Annotated in this window: 5 protein-coding genes (1 of these 5 only partly in view); 1 reads left to right on the plus strand and 4 read right to left on the minus strand. The window is 64.9% G+C overall.

Features of this window, described 5'->3' with window-relative positions:
• Positions 1-954, plus strand: a complete 954-nt coding sequence (gene kdgK1, locus NLK60_RS07790; RefSeq protein ID WP_254810317.1) for a bifunctional 2-dehydro-3-deoxygluconokinase/2-dehydro-3-deoxygalactonokinase — start codon at positions 1-3, stop codon at positions 952-954.
• On the opposite strand, the gene NLK60_RS07795 is transcribed toward kdgK1, so the two are convergent.
• The 4 genes in view from NLK60_RS07795 to NLK60_RS07810 are tightly spaced (each overlapping or abutting the next) and all read right to left on the minus strand, a layout consistent with a single transcriptional unit that may run on beyond the window.
• Positions 955-3,282, minus strand: a complete 2,328-nt coding sequence (locus tag NLK60_RS07795) for a lamin tail domain-containing protein (RefSeq protein WP_254810318.1) — start codon at positions 3,280-3,282, stop codon at positions 955-957.
• Positions 3,282-13,421 carry a hypothetical protein gene (locus NLK60_RS07800; RefSeq protein WP_254810319.1) on the minus strand — a complete coding sequence of 3,380 codons (10,140 nt, stop codon included), beginning with the start codon at positions 13,419-13,421 and terminating at the stop codon, positions 3,282-3,284. Before NLK60_RS07800 ends, NLK60_RS07795 begins: the two co-directional genes overlap by 1 nt.
• Complete coding sequence (locus NLK60_RS07805; RefSeq protein ID WP_254810320.1) at positions 13,418-17,185, minus strand: hypothetical protein; 3,768 nt, start codon at positions 17,183-17,185, stop codon at positions 13,418-13,420. The genes NLK60_RS07800 and NLK60_RS07805 overlap by 4 nt, the downstream gene beginning before the upstream one ends.
• On the minus strand, positions 17,182-20,909 hold the 3' portion of the coding sequence (locus NLK60_RS07810; RefSeq protein ID WP_254810321.1) for a DUF6603 domain-containing protein. The gene runs 412 nt beyond the window's last position; only the last 3,728 of its 4,140 coding nucleotides appear in the window; the start codon falls outside the window, past its right edge — the gene reads right to left on this strand; it ends in the stop codon at positions 17,182-17,184. Before NLK60_RS07810 ends, NLK60_RS07805 begins: the two co-directional genes overlap by 4 nt.

Consider the following 20,909-nt stretch of genomic DNA (forward strand, 5'->3'; position numbering starts at 1 on the left):
GTGAGCGATCTCGTCACCTTCGGCGAGACGATGCTCAGGCTCTCGCCGCCCGGACACGAACGCCTCGAGACCGCCTCCGAACTCGAAGTGCGTGCAGCGGGCGCTGAAAGCAACGTCGCCGTCGCCGCCGAACGCCTCGGAGCCGTCTCGACGTGGACCTCGAAGCTCCCGGACTCACCGCTCGGCCGACGCGTCGTCGGCGAACTCGAGCAGTACGGCATCGACACGGACATCGTCTGGAGTGACGAAGGCCGACAGGGGACGTACTACCTCGAGCACGGTGGCAAACCGCGGGGGACGAACGTCGTGTACGACCGTTCTAACGCGGCGATTACGACCGCCGAACCACAGGAGTTCGACATCGATCTCATCCAGAACGCACGCGTGTTTTTCACCTCCGGCATCACGCCGGCGCTCTCGCCAACGCTGCGGGAGACGACTGCCCAGATGCTCAAAGCGGCCCGACAGGGTGATACAACGACGGCGTTCGACCTCAACTACCGTCGGAAACTCTGGACGCCAGAAGAGGCTCGAAAGACACTCACGAAACTGTTCCCCGGTATCGACATTCTCGTCATCGCCGCTCGAGACGCCCGAACCGTCCTCGGCTACGAGGGCGACCCACGACAGTTGGCTCACAAACTCGGTTCGAAGTTCGACTTCCGAACGGTCGTCGTCACGCGCGGCGACCAGGGCGCACTCGCCTGGCACGATAACGTCGTCCACGACCACGGCGCCTACGAGACCGAAACCGTCGACCCCATCGGTACCGGCGACGCCTTCACCGGTGCGTTCATCGCCCGACGACTCTCTGGCAACGACGTGGGACGCGCACTCGAGTACGCCGCTGCGACCGCGGCACTCAAGCGGACTATTCCCGGTGACGTCGCCCTCGTCACCAAAGAAGAGGTCGACGCCGTCGTCTCAGAAGACACCGAGTCGATATCGCGCTGATCAGCGGTCAGGTTTTCCGATGTCGTCGAGGATGTCAAATCGAAGGCCACTGGCGAGTTCACCGGCCCCGTTCGTAGCCTGTCGACCCACCCAGAGATGTGTCGAGCCGTCGGTCCAGCGAGCGAGCTGGTAGCGACGGGAGACTTCACAGCCGCTTCGCGTAACCTCCTCTTCGTACAGCCAGAAGGGCTGGTCCTCGGCGTCCACGTCCTCGACGGACGCCGGTAACGTCGACGGATCCGGATCGAGAATCTGTCCCTCCGGGCGCGGAATCGCCGAAAGCGGTGCATCGAGGGAGTCGGCATCGAGCAGTAGCGCCTGCCGGAGACGATAGGGGACGTCCGGATTGGCCACCGTCGGCGGATCCGCAGGGTCGTGATCCATCGTGAACGGGAACCAGTAGGGCGGGACCGACGTCGCGAGGCGGTAGGCACCGTCCGCGTCAGGTGATTGCAAGAGTTTTCGACGGATCAACCGCCCGTCAACCGGTCCGAGCGGATCGTCTTCTGCACCGTCATCCTGCGAACCGTCACTGTCGTCTGCTGAAGCACCCTCGAGTGCGTACACGTCGAGTGCATCCGCATCGCGCCAGACGGGGGCACTCATCCCGGCTGAAAGGTCGGCTTCGGTCGGTGCCGTTCCGCTAAACAGCGTGATCGAGTCGCCGGGCCCGATCGTCAGATCACCGAAGGCGAATACGTCGGTCACGGTTTCCTCGCTCGAGTCGGTATCGCCATCACCGTCGGCATACACTGCGCGAACGACGTGGCCGCTAACGTCGAGCGTGTCTTCGCCCGGGTTGTCGAAGGTGACGTACTCCCGGTCGGGATCAGCGGCCATCTGCACCGATTCGATCTCGAGTTCGGGGGCCAAGAACTCCGTCCGGTCGACGGGGTCGCCGGTGGGACCCTCGACGACGCGCTCGAGGCCGAAGACGAGATTCGCCATCTCGTCGCGGCCGAAGGCGACTTCCTCCACTGGATCGCTGCTGGTGACGTTCGACAGGGTTGGCGGCAGGAGTAATCCCGGTTCGTCGTGGGCGGGGAGTTCCGATCGGAAACACCGCCAGTCGTCGTCGACGGGCCCGGCCGTCAGTTCGATGCCGAACGTATCTGTCACCGTACAGTCGATGACCCGGACGTACGAGCCCACGGGCATTTCGAGTGGCAACCGATACCAGTCGGCACCGAACTCGACGGCGTAATCGAGGATCATGACGGTCGCGAGGCCGACGCCGTCAGCTGAGAGGTCGGTGAAAGCCAGCGAACTGTCCGAAAACTCCCACCAGCGACGGTTTGGCATCCCCGGGAAGTTAATCTGGGTCGGCCAGCCGGAGACGGTTTCGGTGATCGTGACAGACTCGTCGTCGGAACCCCCCGTTTCCGCCGAGCCGTCTCCAGGCGTCTCGGACTGGCTGTCGTTCGAGTCGACTTCGCTCCCCGATGTCGTACCGCCGCTCGAGCCACCACTCGCCGACGACGAGTCCGTCTCCTCCACCGGGACGAAATCGTCACGGTCGAGGCGACCCCCCGGGTATGCCGACACGTCGAAAGCGCCAGCCGTCTCGCCAGCGCCGGTCGTTACCGAGGCATCGTACTCGAGTCGCGTCGGCCGCCACGCGCTCCCCGTTTCCGCGTTCGGTTCGTCGTACAGCGTAAGATACCAGCGAGCGAACTCGAGGGCGGCCTCCTGATAGCTGTCCGTTGCCGACCCACCAGTCGGAAGCGGTAACTTCTCGACCGACGCATTCGTCCAGGGATCGGTGCTAGCGTCCGCCTCCGCAGTGACCGCATCCAGATTGGGACAGGCGTCCTCGAGCGCCGCGTAAATCGCTCGGCCGTCGAGCGCCCGGCCATCCATGACGCGGAAATAGCGGCGGTCGGCCGATTCCATCGCCTCGGGCGGCGCTTCGAGGTGTAGCGCGGCCGGAAAGTCCTCGGGAGTGTACTCGCCGTAACCTGTCTCCATCAGGAGTCGCCGGAACCGGGTACCGGCTTCGGCGGCGAGTCGCCCCGAGGGCGAACCGCCTTCCGTGACGACCGGTTCGCGTTCGATCAGTGGCTCGAGCGGTCCGCCATCGTAGGGGACCGAATCCGCCGCGCCGGCCGCACCGTCACCGTGGAGGTGGACGGCGGTGAACGGATCGCGTTCGGTCGTCACCGACACGTCGACTGGCGTGCCCGCATCCGCACCGCGGAACTCTGCGAGTTGCCACTGGCGACTCAACAGCCACAGCGGGTCATGGACGCTAGCGCGCAATCCCGTCTCGATGTCCGTACTCCGGGACGTCGGTGCGAGTCGAGCCCAGTGAGATCGGTTTCGGTTCATCAGGCACCACCCCCGTCGGCCTCCGCATCGTAGTGGAGTTCGACGCCGAGCGTTTCGAGGCTCTCGAGGATAGCTTTCGGCGACTCGAACACGTGCCTGTCGAGCAGCGACGGATCGTACTCCTGGTCGTACCAGTCGATCGCATCGACGTTGACCGACGGGGTCCGGGGCCGATCGATACCTCCGTCGTTCGGCAGATATATCGCCGGGAACAGCGACCGGGAATCCCCCGCGGCCGGGTGGGCGAGGTCGTCGAGATCGACCGCTCGCAACCGAGCGTAGGTCATCGTCTCGGTGACGGCACCCACCAGCGACGCGAGCGACCAGGACTCATCTTCCGGCGGGAGCGCGAGCAGAACCGACTGCGGCGGCCGATTTCCGGGGTCTTCACACTGCAGCGCAAGCCCCGTTCGTTCGGTCGACGACGGGACCGTTTCGACCCACTCGTCGACGAAGAGGGCCGTCAGTCGACTGTTAGCATCGACCGGCTCGAGCCCGGGGCCGAACTGAGCGACCAAAGACAGATAGTTGTGCTTCGGTTCGACGCCATCGGCCCCCATCCAGGGCTCTTCCGGGTCGTAGGGCAACTGCCCGACGGTCAGATCACGGTGGAACTCGCCGGTCAACGCCTCGGCATAGGAGAGCCCGTCCCGGAACGTCGCCGGTCGGTCGCGAACCTGTGCGATCCGTTGAAGCCACGTTTCCATGGACAGCGGACCGGCCAACTCCGGCATCGACGTCCCGGAGAACGTCTCCCGTAGCGTCAGGCCGTTATCCGGCGTGAACGGAATCAGCACGGTGACGTCCTCGAGCAATCTCTCGAGTCGGTCTCGCTGCGTCTCGACTTGCTGGGGAAGTGGCTGGCCGGTGAGCGACTCGCTCCGTCTCGGATCGAGGGCCGACGCCGCCAGCAGCCGTTCGTCGAGTTCCCCGAGTACGGCAACTGCCTGTGTTCGCAGCGTCCGCTCGTCGCTCACGGTCGCCCCGACGGGTGCCGACGGAACCGCGCCATAGACGCCGGCGAACGACGCTGCCAGCAGCGGTTCACGTAGCCCCTCGAGAACGGCCTCCCTGAGCGCCGTCGCCGGATCGGGGTCCGCCGTCTCGACGGCGGAAAGCAACGCTCGCGTCGTCGTCGCCTGCGTCGCCGCGGGGTCGACGTCGGCCGTAATCGTCGTCGTCGCGTCGACGGGGCTGGCGGCCGAACTGGCGTCGACCGGGTTGGCTTCGATCTCGTCGGCGAGCGCGTTCAACCCGTCTTCGGTCGCTGTCACATCTGAGGAAACGCCGTCGAACAGCCCCTCGAGATCGACGCTCGCCGCGGCGATGGCCCGAAGGTCCGCGACGAGCGCCGCGTGGTGGTCGACGCCCTCGGTTGGTGTTGTACTGTCTTCGGCGTCGCTTCCATTGTCATCCCCTTCGCCCGAATCACCCGCATCGTCCGAACTCTCACCGTTCGCCCCCTCCAGAGCCAGTTCGGCTACCGAGCCGTCGAACACCCACGCGCTGAGTCGGGCGAGCGTCAGCGCCGGTCGATCGACCGCGTCCTCGAGTGCGATAACGGCCCATGCTGGCGAGTGAACGAGCGCGTCGATCGCTCGAGCCGTCACGGTCGGCTCCGGCGTCGACTCGATAGCGGCCGCGACTCCCTGGTCGTATGCGAGCGCCCGCGGGGGGACCCCGGCCCCGAGGGCGCTCGCGTCGTCGGCAACCCGTCGGAGCCGTCGCCGAACGTCACCGACCGCCCGGTAGCGTCGAACCGACGCGATTCGCGCCTCGAGATGGCCGTCGTCCCGGCCGATCACGTCGAACGCTTCGTCGAGACCGAGTACGCGAGCCACGTCGATCACCGGTTCGATCGCGTCGACGAACGCGGCGAGGTCGACCGACTCGAGGTCGACGAGCGCGGCGATGGCGTCGGCGCTCGCTGGCGAGACCGTCTCGGTTTCAGCGGCTGTTGTAGCGACAGCGTCGAAATCGAGCCGCTCGAGTGCTGTAGCGAGCGTCGCAAGCGGTTTCCCGGCCGCAGCGTCGCCGTCTTCCCCACCCGCTCCCGATTCGTCCGCAAGAACCACCGCTTCGCGGACGGCCGCGAGCCAGCACAGCGCCCCGAGACTGTCGCGATTGGCCTCGAGAACGTCTTTGCTGTCGTCGATGACGCCGCTCTCGGTCACCTCGAGGACGTGACCGCTCGCGCTGTAGACGAGCGTCGAGTCGACGAAGCCAGCGATCGAGAGCGAGGTACCGGGTTCGACGTCGTCGAAGTCAATCGTGACAGTGAACCGTCCGTTCTCGACCGTCGCCGTCGCCGTCTTCCAGACCGGTTCGATCCCAGAAACTCCCCAGACGACGACCTCGAGGGTCGAACCGTCGAAGGTGGTCTCGAGGGCACCATCATCGGATCCTGAAGCGTCGCTACCTGCGTCGTCATCGCTCGAGTTCTCGTCACTGTTCGAACCACCGTTGTCGCTCGAACCTTTGTCGTCGCTCGAATCCCCGTTATCGACGTCTGGCTCGGACGCCATCATCGTGGTCATGAAACTGCTATCTTGCAGGTCAGTTCCGAGGGAGTCGTCAATGTCGACTGTTTCCCCGAACATGGCGCCGCCGGGGCCAGTCAGCTCATCGAGATCGACCGACGTCCGCGGTTCGCGGAGGTCGAGGTCCTGTGCCCCGATCCAGGACGGCGTCCCGAGTCCGTAATCGTGTTCGGCGGTGGCCGTGAGAGTCGAGTCGTCACCGTCCGAGTCGTCACTGTCGCTCGAGTCGTCATCGCCCGAGTTCCCATCGTCTCCACTTCCCGATCCGTCGTCGTCCCCGCTTCCATCGTCGCTGTCATCCTCGTCATCGCCATCGCTCGAACCGTCATCATCACTCGAGTTGCCATCACCGTTCCCCGCGACTCCGGGCGGTACCGCAATCGATCCGATCGAACCGCGAATGGTTTGCCCCGTGTCGGCGAAGACGATCCGATCGGCGGCCACCGCTTCCTCGTCCGTGACGCCGGCCGGTAACGCACTCGCGAGCGCATCGAACGCCCCCGTGATATCGGCGGCCTCGAGGGCAGCGAGGGCCTCGTCGATCTCGGCCACGTAGCTCTCCTCGAAGACCGTCTCGACGGCCACCGAAACGGCGTCGGCGCGCGTCGTCAGCGCCCGATCCTCGTCGATCGGATCGTCGGTTGCCGAGTCATCGCCGCCCGGATCGGCAGTGCCGTTCGGTTCCGTCGGCGCAGGGGTATCCTCGACCGCTTCGAGACCCGGCGCGTTCACGAGTGCCTCGCCGTCAACGCCAACGGCTGGAAGCCGATCGAGAAGCAGTCCGCCGATCGACTCGAGGCGGTCGTGAACGGCGTTCCCGCGGTCGGTCAACGTCTCGAGTGTGGCCTCGTCGTAGCCCGCCGCTGGCGTCTCGGCTGGATGCGTGAGGTCCGTTCCGTCGGCGGCCCGCCCGCCGTCGATCAGCGACGAGAGGCTCCGACCCGCTTCGATCAGCGCGGCGACGCTCACCGCTGCCTCGCCCGGTTCGGTGAGCGCGAGTTCGAGCGTCGCATCGGCGGGCACGTCGAGGGCGTGTCGCCGAACGTAGTACGCGATCCGCTGTTCGAGTTCGGAGTTGCCCTCCTGTTCGGCGTCCTGAGCGAGCGCGAGGACGTCGAGAGCGGCCAGATCGAGATCGGCTATCGTCACCGCCGTTTCCGCCGTCTCCGTGGTCGTCGTCTCCTCGCCGGTGACCGCATCGGTCGTCAAGGCTCGCCATCGGCAACGCACTTGGCAACCGACCGTCGACGGGTCGGGTAGCAGGGTTTCCGCCCACGCCTCGAGCGACGGTTCGGCAACCGCCCGTAACTGTGTCGTGGTCGGGTCGGCCACGTCCTCGTCGGCCTCGAGCAAGACGAGCTGGCGGTGTGTCAGTCCCGTCTCCGTTCGGGGCAACGAGGTCACCGTCGGCTCGGGTAACTGAGCGCCCGTCGCAAGGGCCTCGAGTGAAACACTCGCGTCCTCGAGGTTGCCCTTCCCGAGTTGATGAACGCTTTCGGCGATGAGGATGTCGCTGACGGCATCGACGTCGTCCTCGAGTTCCTCGACCAGTTTCGTCAGTTCGTCGTGGGCCGGAGAGTCGGACGGTGGCAACTCGGTTGCAGCCGCGCTCTCGAAAAAGTCGTCGTCCCAGTGACGAATCAGCTGATAGCCGTCGAGGACGTCGCTCCTGGCGAGTTCGCGTCGGCGGCCGGCTTCCGCGGGATCGATAGCCTCTTCGGCGTACTCGAGTCCCCCAAGTACGGCGGGGAACGCCTCGCGGAGGGGCTGTCGATACTGCATCAAGTTAGGCGAATCTGGCTGCACCGTCACCTCGTGGAGTCTCCGTTCAAAACGGTACCCGAGGAGTTCGCCGAGCGATTGCCCGCGTTTGACGCCGTCGATAAGCCACTTTGCGTCCTGGGTGCGCTCGGGCGAGAGGTCCAGCGCGAGGAGGTTCTCGCCGTCGTCTTCTTCACCCGCCAGGTAGCCGCTACGCAACAGGGCTGCCGTCGTCGCCTGCTGTTCGGAGGGCGTGTGAACGTACGTCGGCGAGTCCTCGAGCGTCGGTTTGAGATCGGTCACGACACCGTAGCCGCCGACGTAAAGGCCGGCCTCCGGCAGCGAATCGTCTCGAGCCTCGCCGAACACGTCACTCGAATCGTCCGATTCGGGTTCGTCTCCGGACGCGGTCGCCTCGCCTGCCGAGTCCCCGTCCTCCAGGTCGAGTCCGCCGAGCAGCGACGGATCGACTCGAGAGCGAACGTCGTCGGCGTCGTACCGGTCGACGTCCCAGGCGTCGAAGGCCGCTTCGCCCACGCGCTGGCGTTCGCGCAGTTCGAACAGTCGTTTGGTCGCCAGCGACGTCCACCAGGCGTCGAGGCGGTGACTCGCGAGATCGAGGCTCTCCCCGATCAACGTGGAAATTTGGCTCGGTTCACACGACTGGAGGTGCGCGAGGCTATCGGTGAACTCGCTCAGCCGCGGATCGAGTGCCGTCGTCGTCGCGTCGTCGTCGGCGATTTTCTCGAGCAGATCGGCGTACGTCGGATCACCGAATAGAACGTCAGTATCGAGTGTGTGCTCGCTCAGTTCCTCGTGCTGCCCGCCCAGTTCGACTGCGTTGTAGCTGTTGGCTCCGGTACCGGTCGAAGTCTCCGCCGTTGCCGGCTCTGCGATCGTCGTTTGCAGAGCAGCTTCCGACAGTTTCGTGTCGACGGCTGCCTGCCCGACCGTATCGAATTGAAACGACGTTCCCTGGTACGTGCTACTGCTTGACCCGTCGTCCGCAGCCGCACTCGATTCGGTCTCCGAGAAATCGTCGTAGGAAAATTCGACGTCGTTCGCGGTGACGTCCGAACCGAGTCCCGGATCAGTTATCGGCGCGCTCCCACTCGCGTCACCCACTGGCGACTCAGCTTCGACAGCACCGTCGGTCCGGTTCGTTCCCCACACCGCATCGACCAGCTCGTCGGGCGCATTGGTTTCGAGTAACTCGGCGTACGGCGACTCGAAGACGGTAATAAACGGATGGCCCATGGCCGTAAAGTCAGGCCCGGAAATGGGCAGGTCGTCGAACAGAACGCCCATTCGAAGGCGTGCCTCGAGATACTCCCGCTGGAGGCCGTGATAGAACAGCATCCGGGCGAGTGATCGCAGGACGCCGGTTTCCCCGTACGCCGGGTTCGCCGCGAACGATGCGGCGAGCGAGAGTTTCTCGCCTGAGACTCCGGCATCGTCGTCCAACAGTCCCTCGAGCAATCCCACGGGGTCGTCCGCTTCCTCGAGAACGGCGAACAGGGCGGCCCGCTGGCCGACTGTCGGCAGTTGGTCCCAGTGACCGGCGAGCGGGTCATCGAACCCGGTCGGATCGATGACCGACGGATCGACCTCGAACGTGAGCGTCCGTAGATCGGTGATCGATTCGGCGGTGAGAAGGTTGAGGAACACGCTGATCTGTCCGTCGACCATCTCGTAGGGAGCGACCGTCGGCCCGTCCCCGGCCTGCTCGAGGACCAGATGCGCGAGTCGCGGATCGAACTGGGTCAACTCACGCGATTTGAGGAACGACTCGAGCGCCTTCGCATCGTCCGGAGCGAACTGCGGATCGATCCAGGCGTCGACGCGGGCCGACCTGGAGACGCCGTGGCGCTCCAGGGCATCCAGAACTGACCAGTCGTCCTGGCCGTCACCGAAGGGCAGCGTTTCGGCGGCGTCGCTCCAGATGGGACGCAGATCCATGACCAGCGATTCGATTCGATCCGCGATTCGTTCGTCGGTCGGCGTCAATCGGGGAATCGTCACCGTCCCCTCGAGAACCCCAGGGGCAGCCTCGATAACGGTCTCACCGGCGACGAACTGGTTAGCCGAGGAGATGCCAGCGGCTTCACTCGAGTAGCCCGTGATCGTTTTCGAGGTGGTGCCGTCGACCGGTGGCGTCGACGTCGCACCCGTATCCGTGACAGCAGTCGATCGTTCGGTAGCCGTTGTTTCGGCGTTCGGCTCGTCCGTCGGTTCGGACCCCGTCTTCGCTTCGCGATTCGGTTTCTCGTGCGTCTCTGCCGGTTCGTCTCCGTCGGCGGGTACGTCTGGCTGCTCGTCCGTCGGTGATTTCGACGTTTTTCGCTCCGTTCCATCCGACTCCGCTTCGCGCTTCGTCGGCGACGCGGATTTCCGCGCCGACGCCGAGACGGCGTCCACGCTCGAGTCCTCGCGCGTCTGAGGCTCGAAACCATCCGTCGCTTCTGGGACGGTTTTCGGTGCCGCTGCCGACCGCGCCCGGAGCGTTCGGGAGGTCGCCGGATCGAACCCGAACCCGTACAGATCGCGTTCGGCCCGCGTCACCGCTTCGGTTACCGAAACCGAGCGGACCGACGACTTCGATTCATCAGCCCCTTCGTCTTCGGTATCCGCACCCATCGTCTGGGCGACTGACCCGACCGCCAGCCCGGCCGCCTCGAGTTCCTTTGGTGCGTAGCCAGCTTCAGCCAGTCGCTCGGCGCCGATTCCGGCCGCAGCGAGGGCGTCCGCGCTGGTCCCTGCCTCCCGAAGCGCTTCGAGATCCGCCCCGGCATCGACCAGTTTCGATACCGACACGCCAGCCGTCTTCAACGCACCGAGGTCGGCGCTCGACTCGACGAGCGCTTCCACCGAAGCGCCGGCATCGAACAGTTCACCGGCCGTGTAGCCGGCCTCGAGCAACATCCCCTGTCCGTACCCCGATTCGAGTAACTGGTCGGGTCCGAATCCACGCTCACGCAGTTGCTCGACGGTCACGCCTTCGGTCGCGAGTTCGGCCGCCGTCCGCCCGGCGTTTCTGAGGTCGCCGACGGAGATGCCCGTGTCGGCGAGTTCTTTCTCGTCGAATCCGCCGTTGAGCAGTTCCGATGCCGTGTACCCCGCCTGCAACAGATCCGCTGCTGACACGCCCGCGAACCGCAAACTCCCCGCCGGAGCCTCGAGGGCTTTGAGCGTGGACTGATCGAGTCGGATGTCTCGAAGCGTACTCGGCGGTGCGCCACCGCGTATCACGTCGACGACCGAAAACCCGGCCTCGACAACGTCACGGGCGGCGAACCCGGCCCTAATTATCTCGTCGGCCGGAACGTCGACACCTGCAATCTGGGCCACCGAAAGACCCGCCCGCGCCAACTGTTGGGGTCTGGCCCCGGCTTCGAGAACGTCCTCTATCGCTGCACCGACCGCCTCGAGTTCGACGACCTCGAAACCGGCCTGCACCAGCGTCGACAACGGTGCCCCGCGCTCGGCCAGATCCTCGACGGTCGCCCCCATCTCGCGCAGTTCCGGCGCTTCGACGCCGCTCTCGGCCAGTTCGACGGCTTCGATCCCGTGATCGTACAGGGTCTTCGCCGGCGCGCCGGCCTCGAGCAGCGTCTTCGTTTCGATTTCTGGGGTGTCGACGAGGGCAGCCGTCGAAACGCCCATGGATTCCGCTTCCTCGACCGTTAACTCTGCCGTCTGGATCGCCTGGACGATGCTCGGATCGACAGCGGGAATCGCGGTCTCCGGGTCGTGGGTCGCCGTCACCGGTAACACGCCGTAGGGCTGCTTCCCGACTCGAACCGTCGGAAACGGTCCCCTCGAGCGGACGTATCGAATGAAGTGTCGTCTGTAAGCGTCGAGCCAGGCCAGACTACTCTCGAGAGAGTCGCCGTCTCCGAAAATGCCGTCGTTGTCCGGGTCGAACGGCAACTGGTTCGCGTCGGAACCGCTATCGTCACCCCAGATGCTCTCCAGGCCGAGTTTCTCGTTCGGCAGCAAGAGGTTCGTCAGCGCGTAACCGAGCGTCGCGGGCCAGAGCGCCGAGTTGGCGTGGCGCGCGTCGAGTTGTCCCGTCTCGTCGGCACCCGGTACGTGCGCGAACGGATGGCCGTTGCTCGTATCGAGGCCGAGTCCGCGTGCGAGCAAATCGCCGTCGGTTAAATCCATATCAGCCACGCGCGGCGGCGTTATCGCCTCGGGGTCTTCCTCGAGTGCGCCCGTCGGATCGGCCGATTCGACGTTCGTCGGCGTCCCTGCCGGGAGCAACGAGAGCCCGTCGGTGTACTGGTGGCTCGAAAATTGGGCCGTCAGCGCCGACGCCGTCTCCGCGGCGTCCATCGACGCTTTCGCACCGACGACGGTGAGGCGATCGATCCCTCGTGTGTGGTCGTAGCCCGAAAGTTCCGTTAGCGGGATCCGAATCGCCATGCCCACCTCGAACGCCGTCTCGATGTCAGTGGTCCACTCCGTGCCGTCTCTGTCGGGTTCGTCGCTCTCCTCAGCGGCGTCGGTTTCGCCCGCTTCCTCGGGCTCCGCTTCGAGTTCCGCCCGCGGCCCGACCGGCAGCGGGTCGGGTATCGAGTGCCCGGCGACCGTCTTTCGCACAGTCTGACCGTCGGCATTCGTCCACTCGAGGACGGCGATCCACCGGTCGGGCAGGAGTCGGGCGATGGGCTGTTTCGTCCAGGACTGCGTTCGAGCAGCCACCGAGGGGAACCGAAGCGGCGGTAACTCGCCCTCGGTGTCGCCACCCGATTCCGCCGGCGGCGTCAACAGCGCCGCCTCGAGGGTTGTTCCCGCCCCGTCGGTCGGCGCGAGCGTGTGAACGACGTACCCTGCCCGTTCCGAGCCGAGTCGGTCGACCAGTTCCCCCCAGGCTCGAGATTTGAGTTCGTCGTAGCGCGCCGCAGGCGTCTCGGAGTACCGGCCAAGATCGGTGTCACTCACCCACCGGCGAAGCCAGGCATCCTCGAAGCTGTCGACGAGGTACGCACTCTCAGGCGCTAGATCGACCGATTCGGGGTTCGGGTGGGCTCCGAGCCAGACTGTGGCCCAGAATCGCTTTCCGAAACGTCGTTCCTCGGGCGTCAACTCGGGTTCGTGGTTGTCGACGTGGATATCGTCGTGGTAGACGCGAACCCAGAGTTCGTCGTCCTCGACTGCCGACGTCATGGCGGGGTCGACGAACCGCGTCTCGAGATCGACGGGCAACAGCGCGACCGGTTGTTCATCGAGATCGGTGACCGGATCACCGACCTCGTCCGTCGCCGTTCCGATGGCATCTTGCACGCGCTCGCGTTGCGCTTCGCGGTGATCCAGCGCCGCAATCGCGATCGAACGAAACAGCGCCGACGCGTCAGCAACCGGTCCCGGGGCCGTCGGAACCGACGTCATGGCGTCGCCGACCGGCTCCCACGAATCACCCTCGACGTACGCCGACAGCGCGTCGATCAGGGTTCCGACCGTTTCGTCGACCGTTCTCCCGGTCGAAAACGCCGTCAGCGGCGCCGTCTCCCCGTCGAGGGTCGGCTCGAGGAGAAACGAGATGGTTTCCCGTGGAGTTTCGGGTTCCTCGCGCAGCCGATCGAGGGCCGCCTCGACGTCGTGCCACCGAGTTAGCGCCTCCTGGTCGAAGCTCTCGAACGCAGGTGTGGACGCGGTCGTGTCGACCGCCGTCCAGTCGACGGTGTGTCCGAATCCCTCGAGTTCCTCGGCAACGACGCGGGCGCGGTTGATGACGCCGTCAGCCCGTTGCCAGGCGTTTCGGGCGGCGCTCGCTTCGGTGTAGGCCGCTCGATTCGGTCCGCCATCGCCCTCAGTCTCGTTTTCGGTACTCATTCGTCGGCACCTCCGTCGTCGTCGGTGACGTCACCGAACGAAAACTCGATATCATCCCGTCGTTCGACCTCTCGGTTCCCCGCCAGATCCAGTCCGCTCCCGAGATCGGTATCCACGCCGTCGTCGATACCGGGGTCGGTCGTTGCCATGCCGTCTCCCGCTCCGCCACCCGCTTCGACGAACTCCAGCGTCGGCGTCAACTCGAACGGAATATCGGTCGTTCCGACGACCGTCGGATTCGAGTCAGCGTCGGGCAACAGTTCGCTGGCGTGTGTCGCGACTCTGGACGGCCGTCTCCAGATGATTTCGGCCATGTGTGCGCCGTTGTGTCCCCACTCGAGCCCCTCGGCGTCCTCGAGATCGTCGAGGACCCAGGACGGCGGGTCCGCCACGTCGGCGTACTCGCCGGTTTCGGCGATCGGATCGATATCGGGGTCGTCGTCGCCGCCGAGCATCCCGAACCGGGCATCGGCCGGTGGCTCCTCGAGAACGAAGAACCAGCCTTCGTCGTCGTGGTCATCCGGCGTCTTCCCCGCCCGATGATACGGATCCGCGCGTGCCTCGGGGATCGTCAGATCGAACCCGAAAAAGGAGATGTCGTCGGTCAGTTTGCCCGAAAACAGCGGCAATTTCAGGTCGTCGCCCTCGTCGTCGCGCGTCATATTCGAGTTGGGCAGCGCCGGGACCCGGTCGGTCTCCCCCGATTCGTCTTCGTCGGCGACGGCTTTCGCAGCGTATATCATCGTGTTTGGATACCGACGGAGTAACTCACCGCGAACGAGGAGGACGGCCGTCGGTTCGTCGTCCTCGTCGGTTCCGTTCGTCCCGAGCGGCCCCGACCAGGTGTGCAGGTCGGTCACGTCCTCGAGTACCTGTTCTTCGACCGGCGAGCCGCGGTGGTCCCAGAACTGTCTGAAGTAGGTTCCGCGTTTGTCCGTCGGGAACCGCCGCCAGCGCAGCAGGCGAGCCATTTCGTGGTTTAACCCCGCCACGAACGCCTCGACGAACGCCGGATTCGTCTGCACCATGCCGACGCTGTCGGCCGGTACTTCCCCGACACCGGGTAGCATGTGTTCGGGATCGATGTCGACCAGCGAATCTGACATCGGTCGCTCGAACGTCGGCGATGCCATCACCTGCTCGAGCGGATCGATTCGGTCGTGTAACCCGTCCAGCCCGATCCGTTCAGCAACGACGGACGGAAGCTGTTTTTCGGGGTTCAGTTCATCGAGCAAGGGTTGTTTGAACGACTCGACGTCGACCGACTCGAGGCTCGTTTTCATCATCGTCGCGCTCACGGGGTCCGGAGCGATCCCCGTACTCGCCAGCATCGAAGTCGCGGCGTTCGAATCGAAACGGTGGCCGCCCGCCTCCGTCGATCCGTCGGACACGTCGGGCTCGACGGCGACCATCCCGCGGAGGTGGTCGACCGTCCCGGTCATCCGCGAAAGCGTCGATGAGGCGCTCGAGAGCGGCGACGAGGCCGCCTGCAGTGGCACCTCGGGATCGGTGAGCCGTTCGATAGCGGCCTCGATGGCACCCTCGACCTGCTCGCCGCTCGATCGGAGGCGGTTGCACTGATTCTCTGCCACGTCGCTCGTCAGCCCCGCCGCGACCGTCGGCGGTCGCGGGTCGACCAGCAGTTTCGAGAGTGCCCGCGAAAGCGGTTCGACGGCGTTCGGAACGATGCTTACACACCGGCGGTACACGCCGGGTTCGGCCTGCAAGAGCGTGGTCACCCGCGACGTATCCTCACGGGTCACCGCGCTCTCGAGCCCCCTGACGTCGCGCTGTGCAGCGAGGCAGTGTCGTTCGACGCTCTCGAGCAGCGCGAGGACACGCCGACGGGCGACCAGTTCGTCCCGACGTTCTTCCGTCAGGTTACGATCCGAGTCGGCTGGAGTTGCCCCAGAGAGAAGGAACTGGGGAGTGTTGGTACTTTGAAACCCGGTCCCAGCAGCGTCGGTTCCGGGGATCGAGCCGGTGGACTGTGCAGCGACAGTCTCCGGTATCCCCGGCGATAGATCACCGAACTGGTGGTTACTCCAGCTAACGTTCCCGGTCACGAGGTCGTCATCGATTGCCTCGAGGTCGGGTCCAGTCGTAACCCCCTCGAGGACTCCACCCACGTACTCGGGTGGGAGAGTCGTTTCCGGGAGCGAGCCGTCAACGTCGATCGTTTTGGCGTCCGCCGAAACCGTGCGGTCGCCGAACGTAGCGTCCGTCGAAAGCTGGCCCGGAATCGCACCCGTCTCGATGCGCTTGGAGACGGTCTCCATCCGCATCGTCACCCCGTCCCGTCTGGACAGTGGTGCCCGCGGACTCGTCAACCGACGAAACGACGGCGTCGTGAGCCCGATGGGGGTCGTCGTGCCGACCATATCCGCAAACAGCGTTTCCGCCCGATCCTCGAGAAAGACGTGACGGTGGATCGGCCCGGTCAACTGGAGCAAGCGACCCGGAGATTTCGTCTCGAGACGGTCGTAGGTTGAGCGCAGCGATTCCCGAATTAACTGGGTTCGACAGAAGTAGTTGTTCACCTCGGTGAGGTCACCGAACTGATCCCAGGCACTCGCCATCAGCGCCTCCTGTTCTCCCTGAACGACCATCGTTCCAAAACCCGCAGCGAGCCGGTGGCGAGGATCGGCGTTGAGACTGTCGAACCAGTGTGCGTCCTCGCCCGCCGCCTCCACCGTCGACCGGTTACTGTGCCAGCGGCCGTACAGCGGGGGTGAGATCACGTCTTCCGGAATCGCATCGTCGAAGGCCGTCGCCCGATTGAGCAGCGATCGAAGGGCCGACTCGAGCGATTCGTCGTACGGGTCGTCTTCGGCCGCCGAGGCCGGCGACTGGAGGGCACCCTCGAGACCGACCGTACTCTCCTCGCCGTCACCGGGCTGTTTGAGGGTCGTCGGCCCCGGCGCACTGATGTCGACCGTTTGTCGTCCGATATCCGGCCCGAGAACCACGGGATCGAGGTCGGTCGCCAGCGAGACGAAATCGCCATCGGGAGACGTGATGAACGTCCAGGAGTCGTACACCGGCAGTCGAACCGAACCGTCGTCACCCCAGGCGAGAGTGATCTCATCGTCGGGCGCTCGGCCGAGCCCAGCCTGTCTACCCGGTTCGAACACGGGAACGAGACAGGCCCGATAGCGCGTGTGTGACTCGAGGTTCCGGGGACAGACGAGCCGCGAGCGCGAGTGCGTCGACTCCGCGGCGATTGCCGGGATTTCGCCGTCACCCATCTCGGATCCGAGATGCTGAGCGTGCGCCCAGGCCCAGGACTCCTCGAGGTCGGGAAGTTCGCTCACCGGCGTCTCGAGAACTGGCTGCGAACCGGGGCCGACGGCATCGTAGCTGACCCCCGGTGCGTCGCGTTCGACGACGACGAGACAGAACCAGGGCAACAGCTTGCCGTCGTCGTCGGCCCGCTGCGGGCTGAACAGCCAGGGCAGGTCGGGCCGGTCGAACTCGACGACGGGGAACTGTCGTGGCGGGTAGGCGTCGCTGTCGGGTTCGGGTTCACGCCTGACGATCTGTCGATCGTCGATCCCGGTGACGTCGCCCGGACCGTAGACGTGAACGTCGACGGTGGCCGACTCGGTGTCGATTTCGTCGTCTTCGTCGTGACCGGCGACCGTCAGCGTCACCGGTTTCGTCCCGCTGTCGGGAATCGAGGTAATCGCCCCGTCGTACGAACTCGCTGGCCGATGCCCCGCTCTCACTACCGGATAAAACGTATAGGTTGCGTCGTCAGTCATTGCGTGCCCTCCGTGGTGTCAGTGGCGGTTTCGCGGACGCGACGGGCCGAAACCACCTGATACCGTCCCTCGTCCGATGGGTTTCGCGCGACGTGGCGCGAAAGCGCGCGCTTGGCAGTAGCCTTGCTCGTCGGTCGGGTGTTGTCGCGAATCGGAGCCGGCGTCATATCGCCCGCATCGACGACCAGGTACCTCGACCCACGAACCGAGAGTCCGCTCGAACCTCGAGCCGACGTCTCCATCCCGGAACTCGAGGCGGAGTCGGACGTTGTGTCGGAACCAGGCAGTGTGGCGGAATCGGCCATCTCATCCGAATCGAAACCCACCCTCGACGATGCAACGGTGGCTTTCACCGTTTTCGTCGGCTGGTCGACGTCGTCCGACGCGACTTCGGCCGTCTGAATCCGCTCAGCCGTCCCGTGGAGGGAAATCGTATCGGACGCCGAATCCACGCGCATCGTCGCCGTCTTCGAGAGCGTCGGACTCGAGGCGTCCCCGCTCGAGTCCCCGTCCACCTGGGTACTCGAGGTCCCTGCAGCGGCCATCGCTGTCGCATCCACCGACGACGTCTGTAAGTTGGCCGCCTCCGTCTGTACGAATTGGTCGTCCACCACCGTTGTCTCAGCCGCGCCGGTCGCAACCGTCTGGGTTGGGTCGTCTCCCTCAGCCGCCACCGCCGCCGTCACCGTCGTCGTTTCCATCGAAATCGGGCGATCGTACCGCTTTTCGGGCGTCAAACGGGCTTCTCCCGTCGCGACAGCGCCGACCTCGTCGAACGCCAGCGCGATATCGCGAGACTCAGCGAGATACGACGCCGAGTTCTCGAGCGTCCTGAAGTGGCCGAGTTCGGCCAGCGGCGTCGCCCAGGTGTCCTTGCGCCGGTCTTCGACGATCGTCTCGTACCGCAGCGTCGTCTGCCGAGTGTTCGCCGCGAGCGTCTCGCTCGTCCCGCCGCGGTAGACTGCTCCCGTCTCGATCTTTCGACCCGCCGCGTGGGATTCGAACGCCGGACTGTCGAGTTGCTCCTCGTCGGTCAACTCGAGGTACTGACCGGGGGCGAACTGTTCGGTGACGACGCCGGTCAAATCCAGCGCGCTCTCGTCACTGGCCCCGGCCACGCCGTCTATGGTGAACTTCCTGAACCGGGCCGGTCGCGCGTTGCCGAAGGTTTCGATCCGGAAGTCGAGTGGAACGACCGTCTGGCGGAACGACAAACCCCCGAGCGGGTGAACTAGCACGATCGAATCGCCGTCCTCGTTCGCCAGTTCCGTTTTGTCGATCTCGCGAACGGTCACGAGGCCATCCGCGTCCACGGGTCGCTGGGCGCTCCAGTTACCCGGCTCCTCGAGTTCGCCGACCAGTTTCGACATGACGTCGGCCGGCGGCAACGCATCGGCGTCGCTTTCGGAGCCGATGGTCGCGTTAACGCTTTTGCTGACGGAGAAAAAGCCGATGCTGAAACTGACTTTACCGTCGACTCGCCACGGCGTCGGTCCGGCAAGGCGACCGCTCAGCGTCAACGTGACGCCTTTCCCTTTATACGTAACTGAAAAACCGGCCCGGAAGTCGAAGACGAACTTGAACGGATCGAACTCGAAGAGGGCTTTGAGCTCGATCACGCCTTCAGCTTTGAGCGAACCGGCCGTCGCGTGCGCCTCGATCTTGCCGCCGACCTGTGCCGTGTTCGACGTCACCGCAAAGAAGCCCGACAGTTCGATCGAAAGGTTGCTATCGGGATCGCCCAGGCTAGCTCTGACACGGTCAAGTTCGGGAAAATCGCCCGGTGGATCGTACGCCGGGTGGAACCCGCCCGCCGAAAGGATGAATCTCGAGTTGTTCCCCCAGCCACTCCGAACAGCGAAATCCCCGCTCAGGGTAAATTCGAGAATTCGGGACTCGTACAGCGTGGCGTCGATCGCGACGGTCTTCTGTTCGGGATCGATCACCCCTATGGCGTTCAGGTTCAGGTTGATAACCGCATCATCTCCGTCGGGTAACACCACCGAGACCCGACCGAGGATCGTCACCTTCATCGACGGGATCTCGAGGACGACGCCCAGATCGCCAGTGATCAGCGTGGGCGTCCCCCAGCCGATCCGGACCATCGGGCCGAAGACGTGCGTACCTCGCGTTGGTGGGAAGATCGTTCGCAGATCACTGACGATCTGCTGGGCGTTGGCCACGACGTCCTGTGGGAACAACACCGAGTCGAGCGAACCGGTGGTAACGGCCTCACGAAGGGGGTCCGTCTTGATAGATCGGTTGATACCGACCAGTCCACCGACCCCGTTGAGCGTGAATCCCAGGCCCAGTTCGATGGGTGTAAACTCCCCAGCGATAAGGACGAGTAACGAGAAACCATTGCCGCCGTCGGGAAGTTCCGTGGTCAACAGTCCAACGGCATTGATCGTGATGTCGCCGACGTGGAGCTGAATCGTCCCCGCGTATCGATTGTTTTCGTGATCGAAGTCGAGATAGCCACCGCCAACCACCTCTCCGGTATCGATCGTCAGCCCGATACCATCTGGTGGTTTGAAACCGAGGTCGAGTTCGGGCGGGAAGGGATCGTCCTCCGGAAACGTGAGCGCCGCATCGAGTCCCATCCGCGTGACTGTCCCGGTTGCGGGCCCGATTTCGACGTTCGCTGAGGCCGCCCCGGTCAGTCGAATCGTCCGGTCGTCAGCGTCGGACCCGTCCTCTCCGTCCGGACCGGGACGGACGGACAGATAGATCTCCTTGAACGTGACCGGGCCAAGGGAGGCCTGCTGTGGAATCGACACCTCGAGGTCACCCCCTCGCTCGAAGAACAGCCCTTCGTGCGAGGACCAGCCCACGGTGACGGCGAACTGGTGGTCAATCCCATCGCTCGGAAGCACCTTGGAGAGAAAGCCGTCGAATGCGTCCGGGTGGGCGGAGATGGAGCCAGTCGTCGGAAGGGCAATCGAAACGGATACGCCGTCGCCGTCGTAGTCTATCCGTGCCGTGAGCCCGACAGAGTGGAGGGCGATCCCCGCCGCCCCAGGATCACCGAGGACGGTCGTTCCGTCGTCGCCGGCATCCCGTTGGACGGTTATCTCACCGTGGAGTTCTGCCGGTGGATCTGAGGCGTCACCGACCTGGCGGAGTTCAGGTTCGGCGTCCGGATAGACGACGATTCCCCACTCGTCGAAGCCACCTGACGCTTGCATATCGATCGACCACTCGTCTCCGAAGTCGAACGATTGGGTCGTGGTCAGGTCGCCGTAGGGGACGATCGCCAACCCCGGAATCCCGTCCGGACGCGGGATCGGGACGACCTGTATACCGCTCGTAGCACTCCCGACGCCGCCGTCGAGCATGAGTGCTGGAACGGTGAGCGTCGAGAACGGACCGTCGGTTCCCCCACCGAGGTCGTCGAAGGGATCGTCGCTCGGATCGAGGACATCGGGGCCACCGGGTTCGCCTTCGTCATCGTCAGTGGTTCCCTCGGGATAGTCGACAAAATCGGCGACACCGTCGAACCTGGCCGGGAGCGACAACTCCCAGGCTGCTCGTCGAAGGTAATACAGTACGATCACCGGGTCGAACGACGACTCGCCCCACTCTAGCGTCGTCTCGAGTGCCGCTTTCGGATCGGAAAGCGTAGCGGGAATCTGCGAAAAGTCAACCGACTCGACCTCACCCGGCCCGTCGTCGTGGATCACGCCAATCATCCGGAGCGAGTCCGCGACTGACGGATGGTACG

Source organism: Natronosalvus amylolyticus, assembly GCF_024298845.1.
Lineage (GTDB): Archaea > Halobacteriota > Halobacteria > Halobacteriales > Natrialbaceae > Natronosalvus > Natronosalvus amylolyticus.

Excerpts from the sequence above, each read along its gene's own strand:
- NLK60_RS07795 (WP_254810318.1), bottom strand. The coding sequence starts at position 3,282 with ATGAACCGAAACCGATCTCACTGGGCTCGACTCGCACCGACGTCCCGG.
- NLK60_RS07800 (WP_254810319.1), bottom strand. The coding sequence starts at position 13,421 with ATGAGTACCGAAAACGAGACTGAGGGCGATGGCGGACCGAATCGAGCG.
- NLK60_RS07805 (WP_254810320.1), bottom strand. The coding sequence starts at position 17,185 with ATGACTGACGACGCAACCTATACGTTTTATCCGGTAGTGAGAGCGGGG.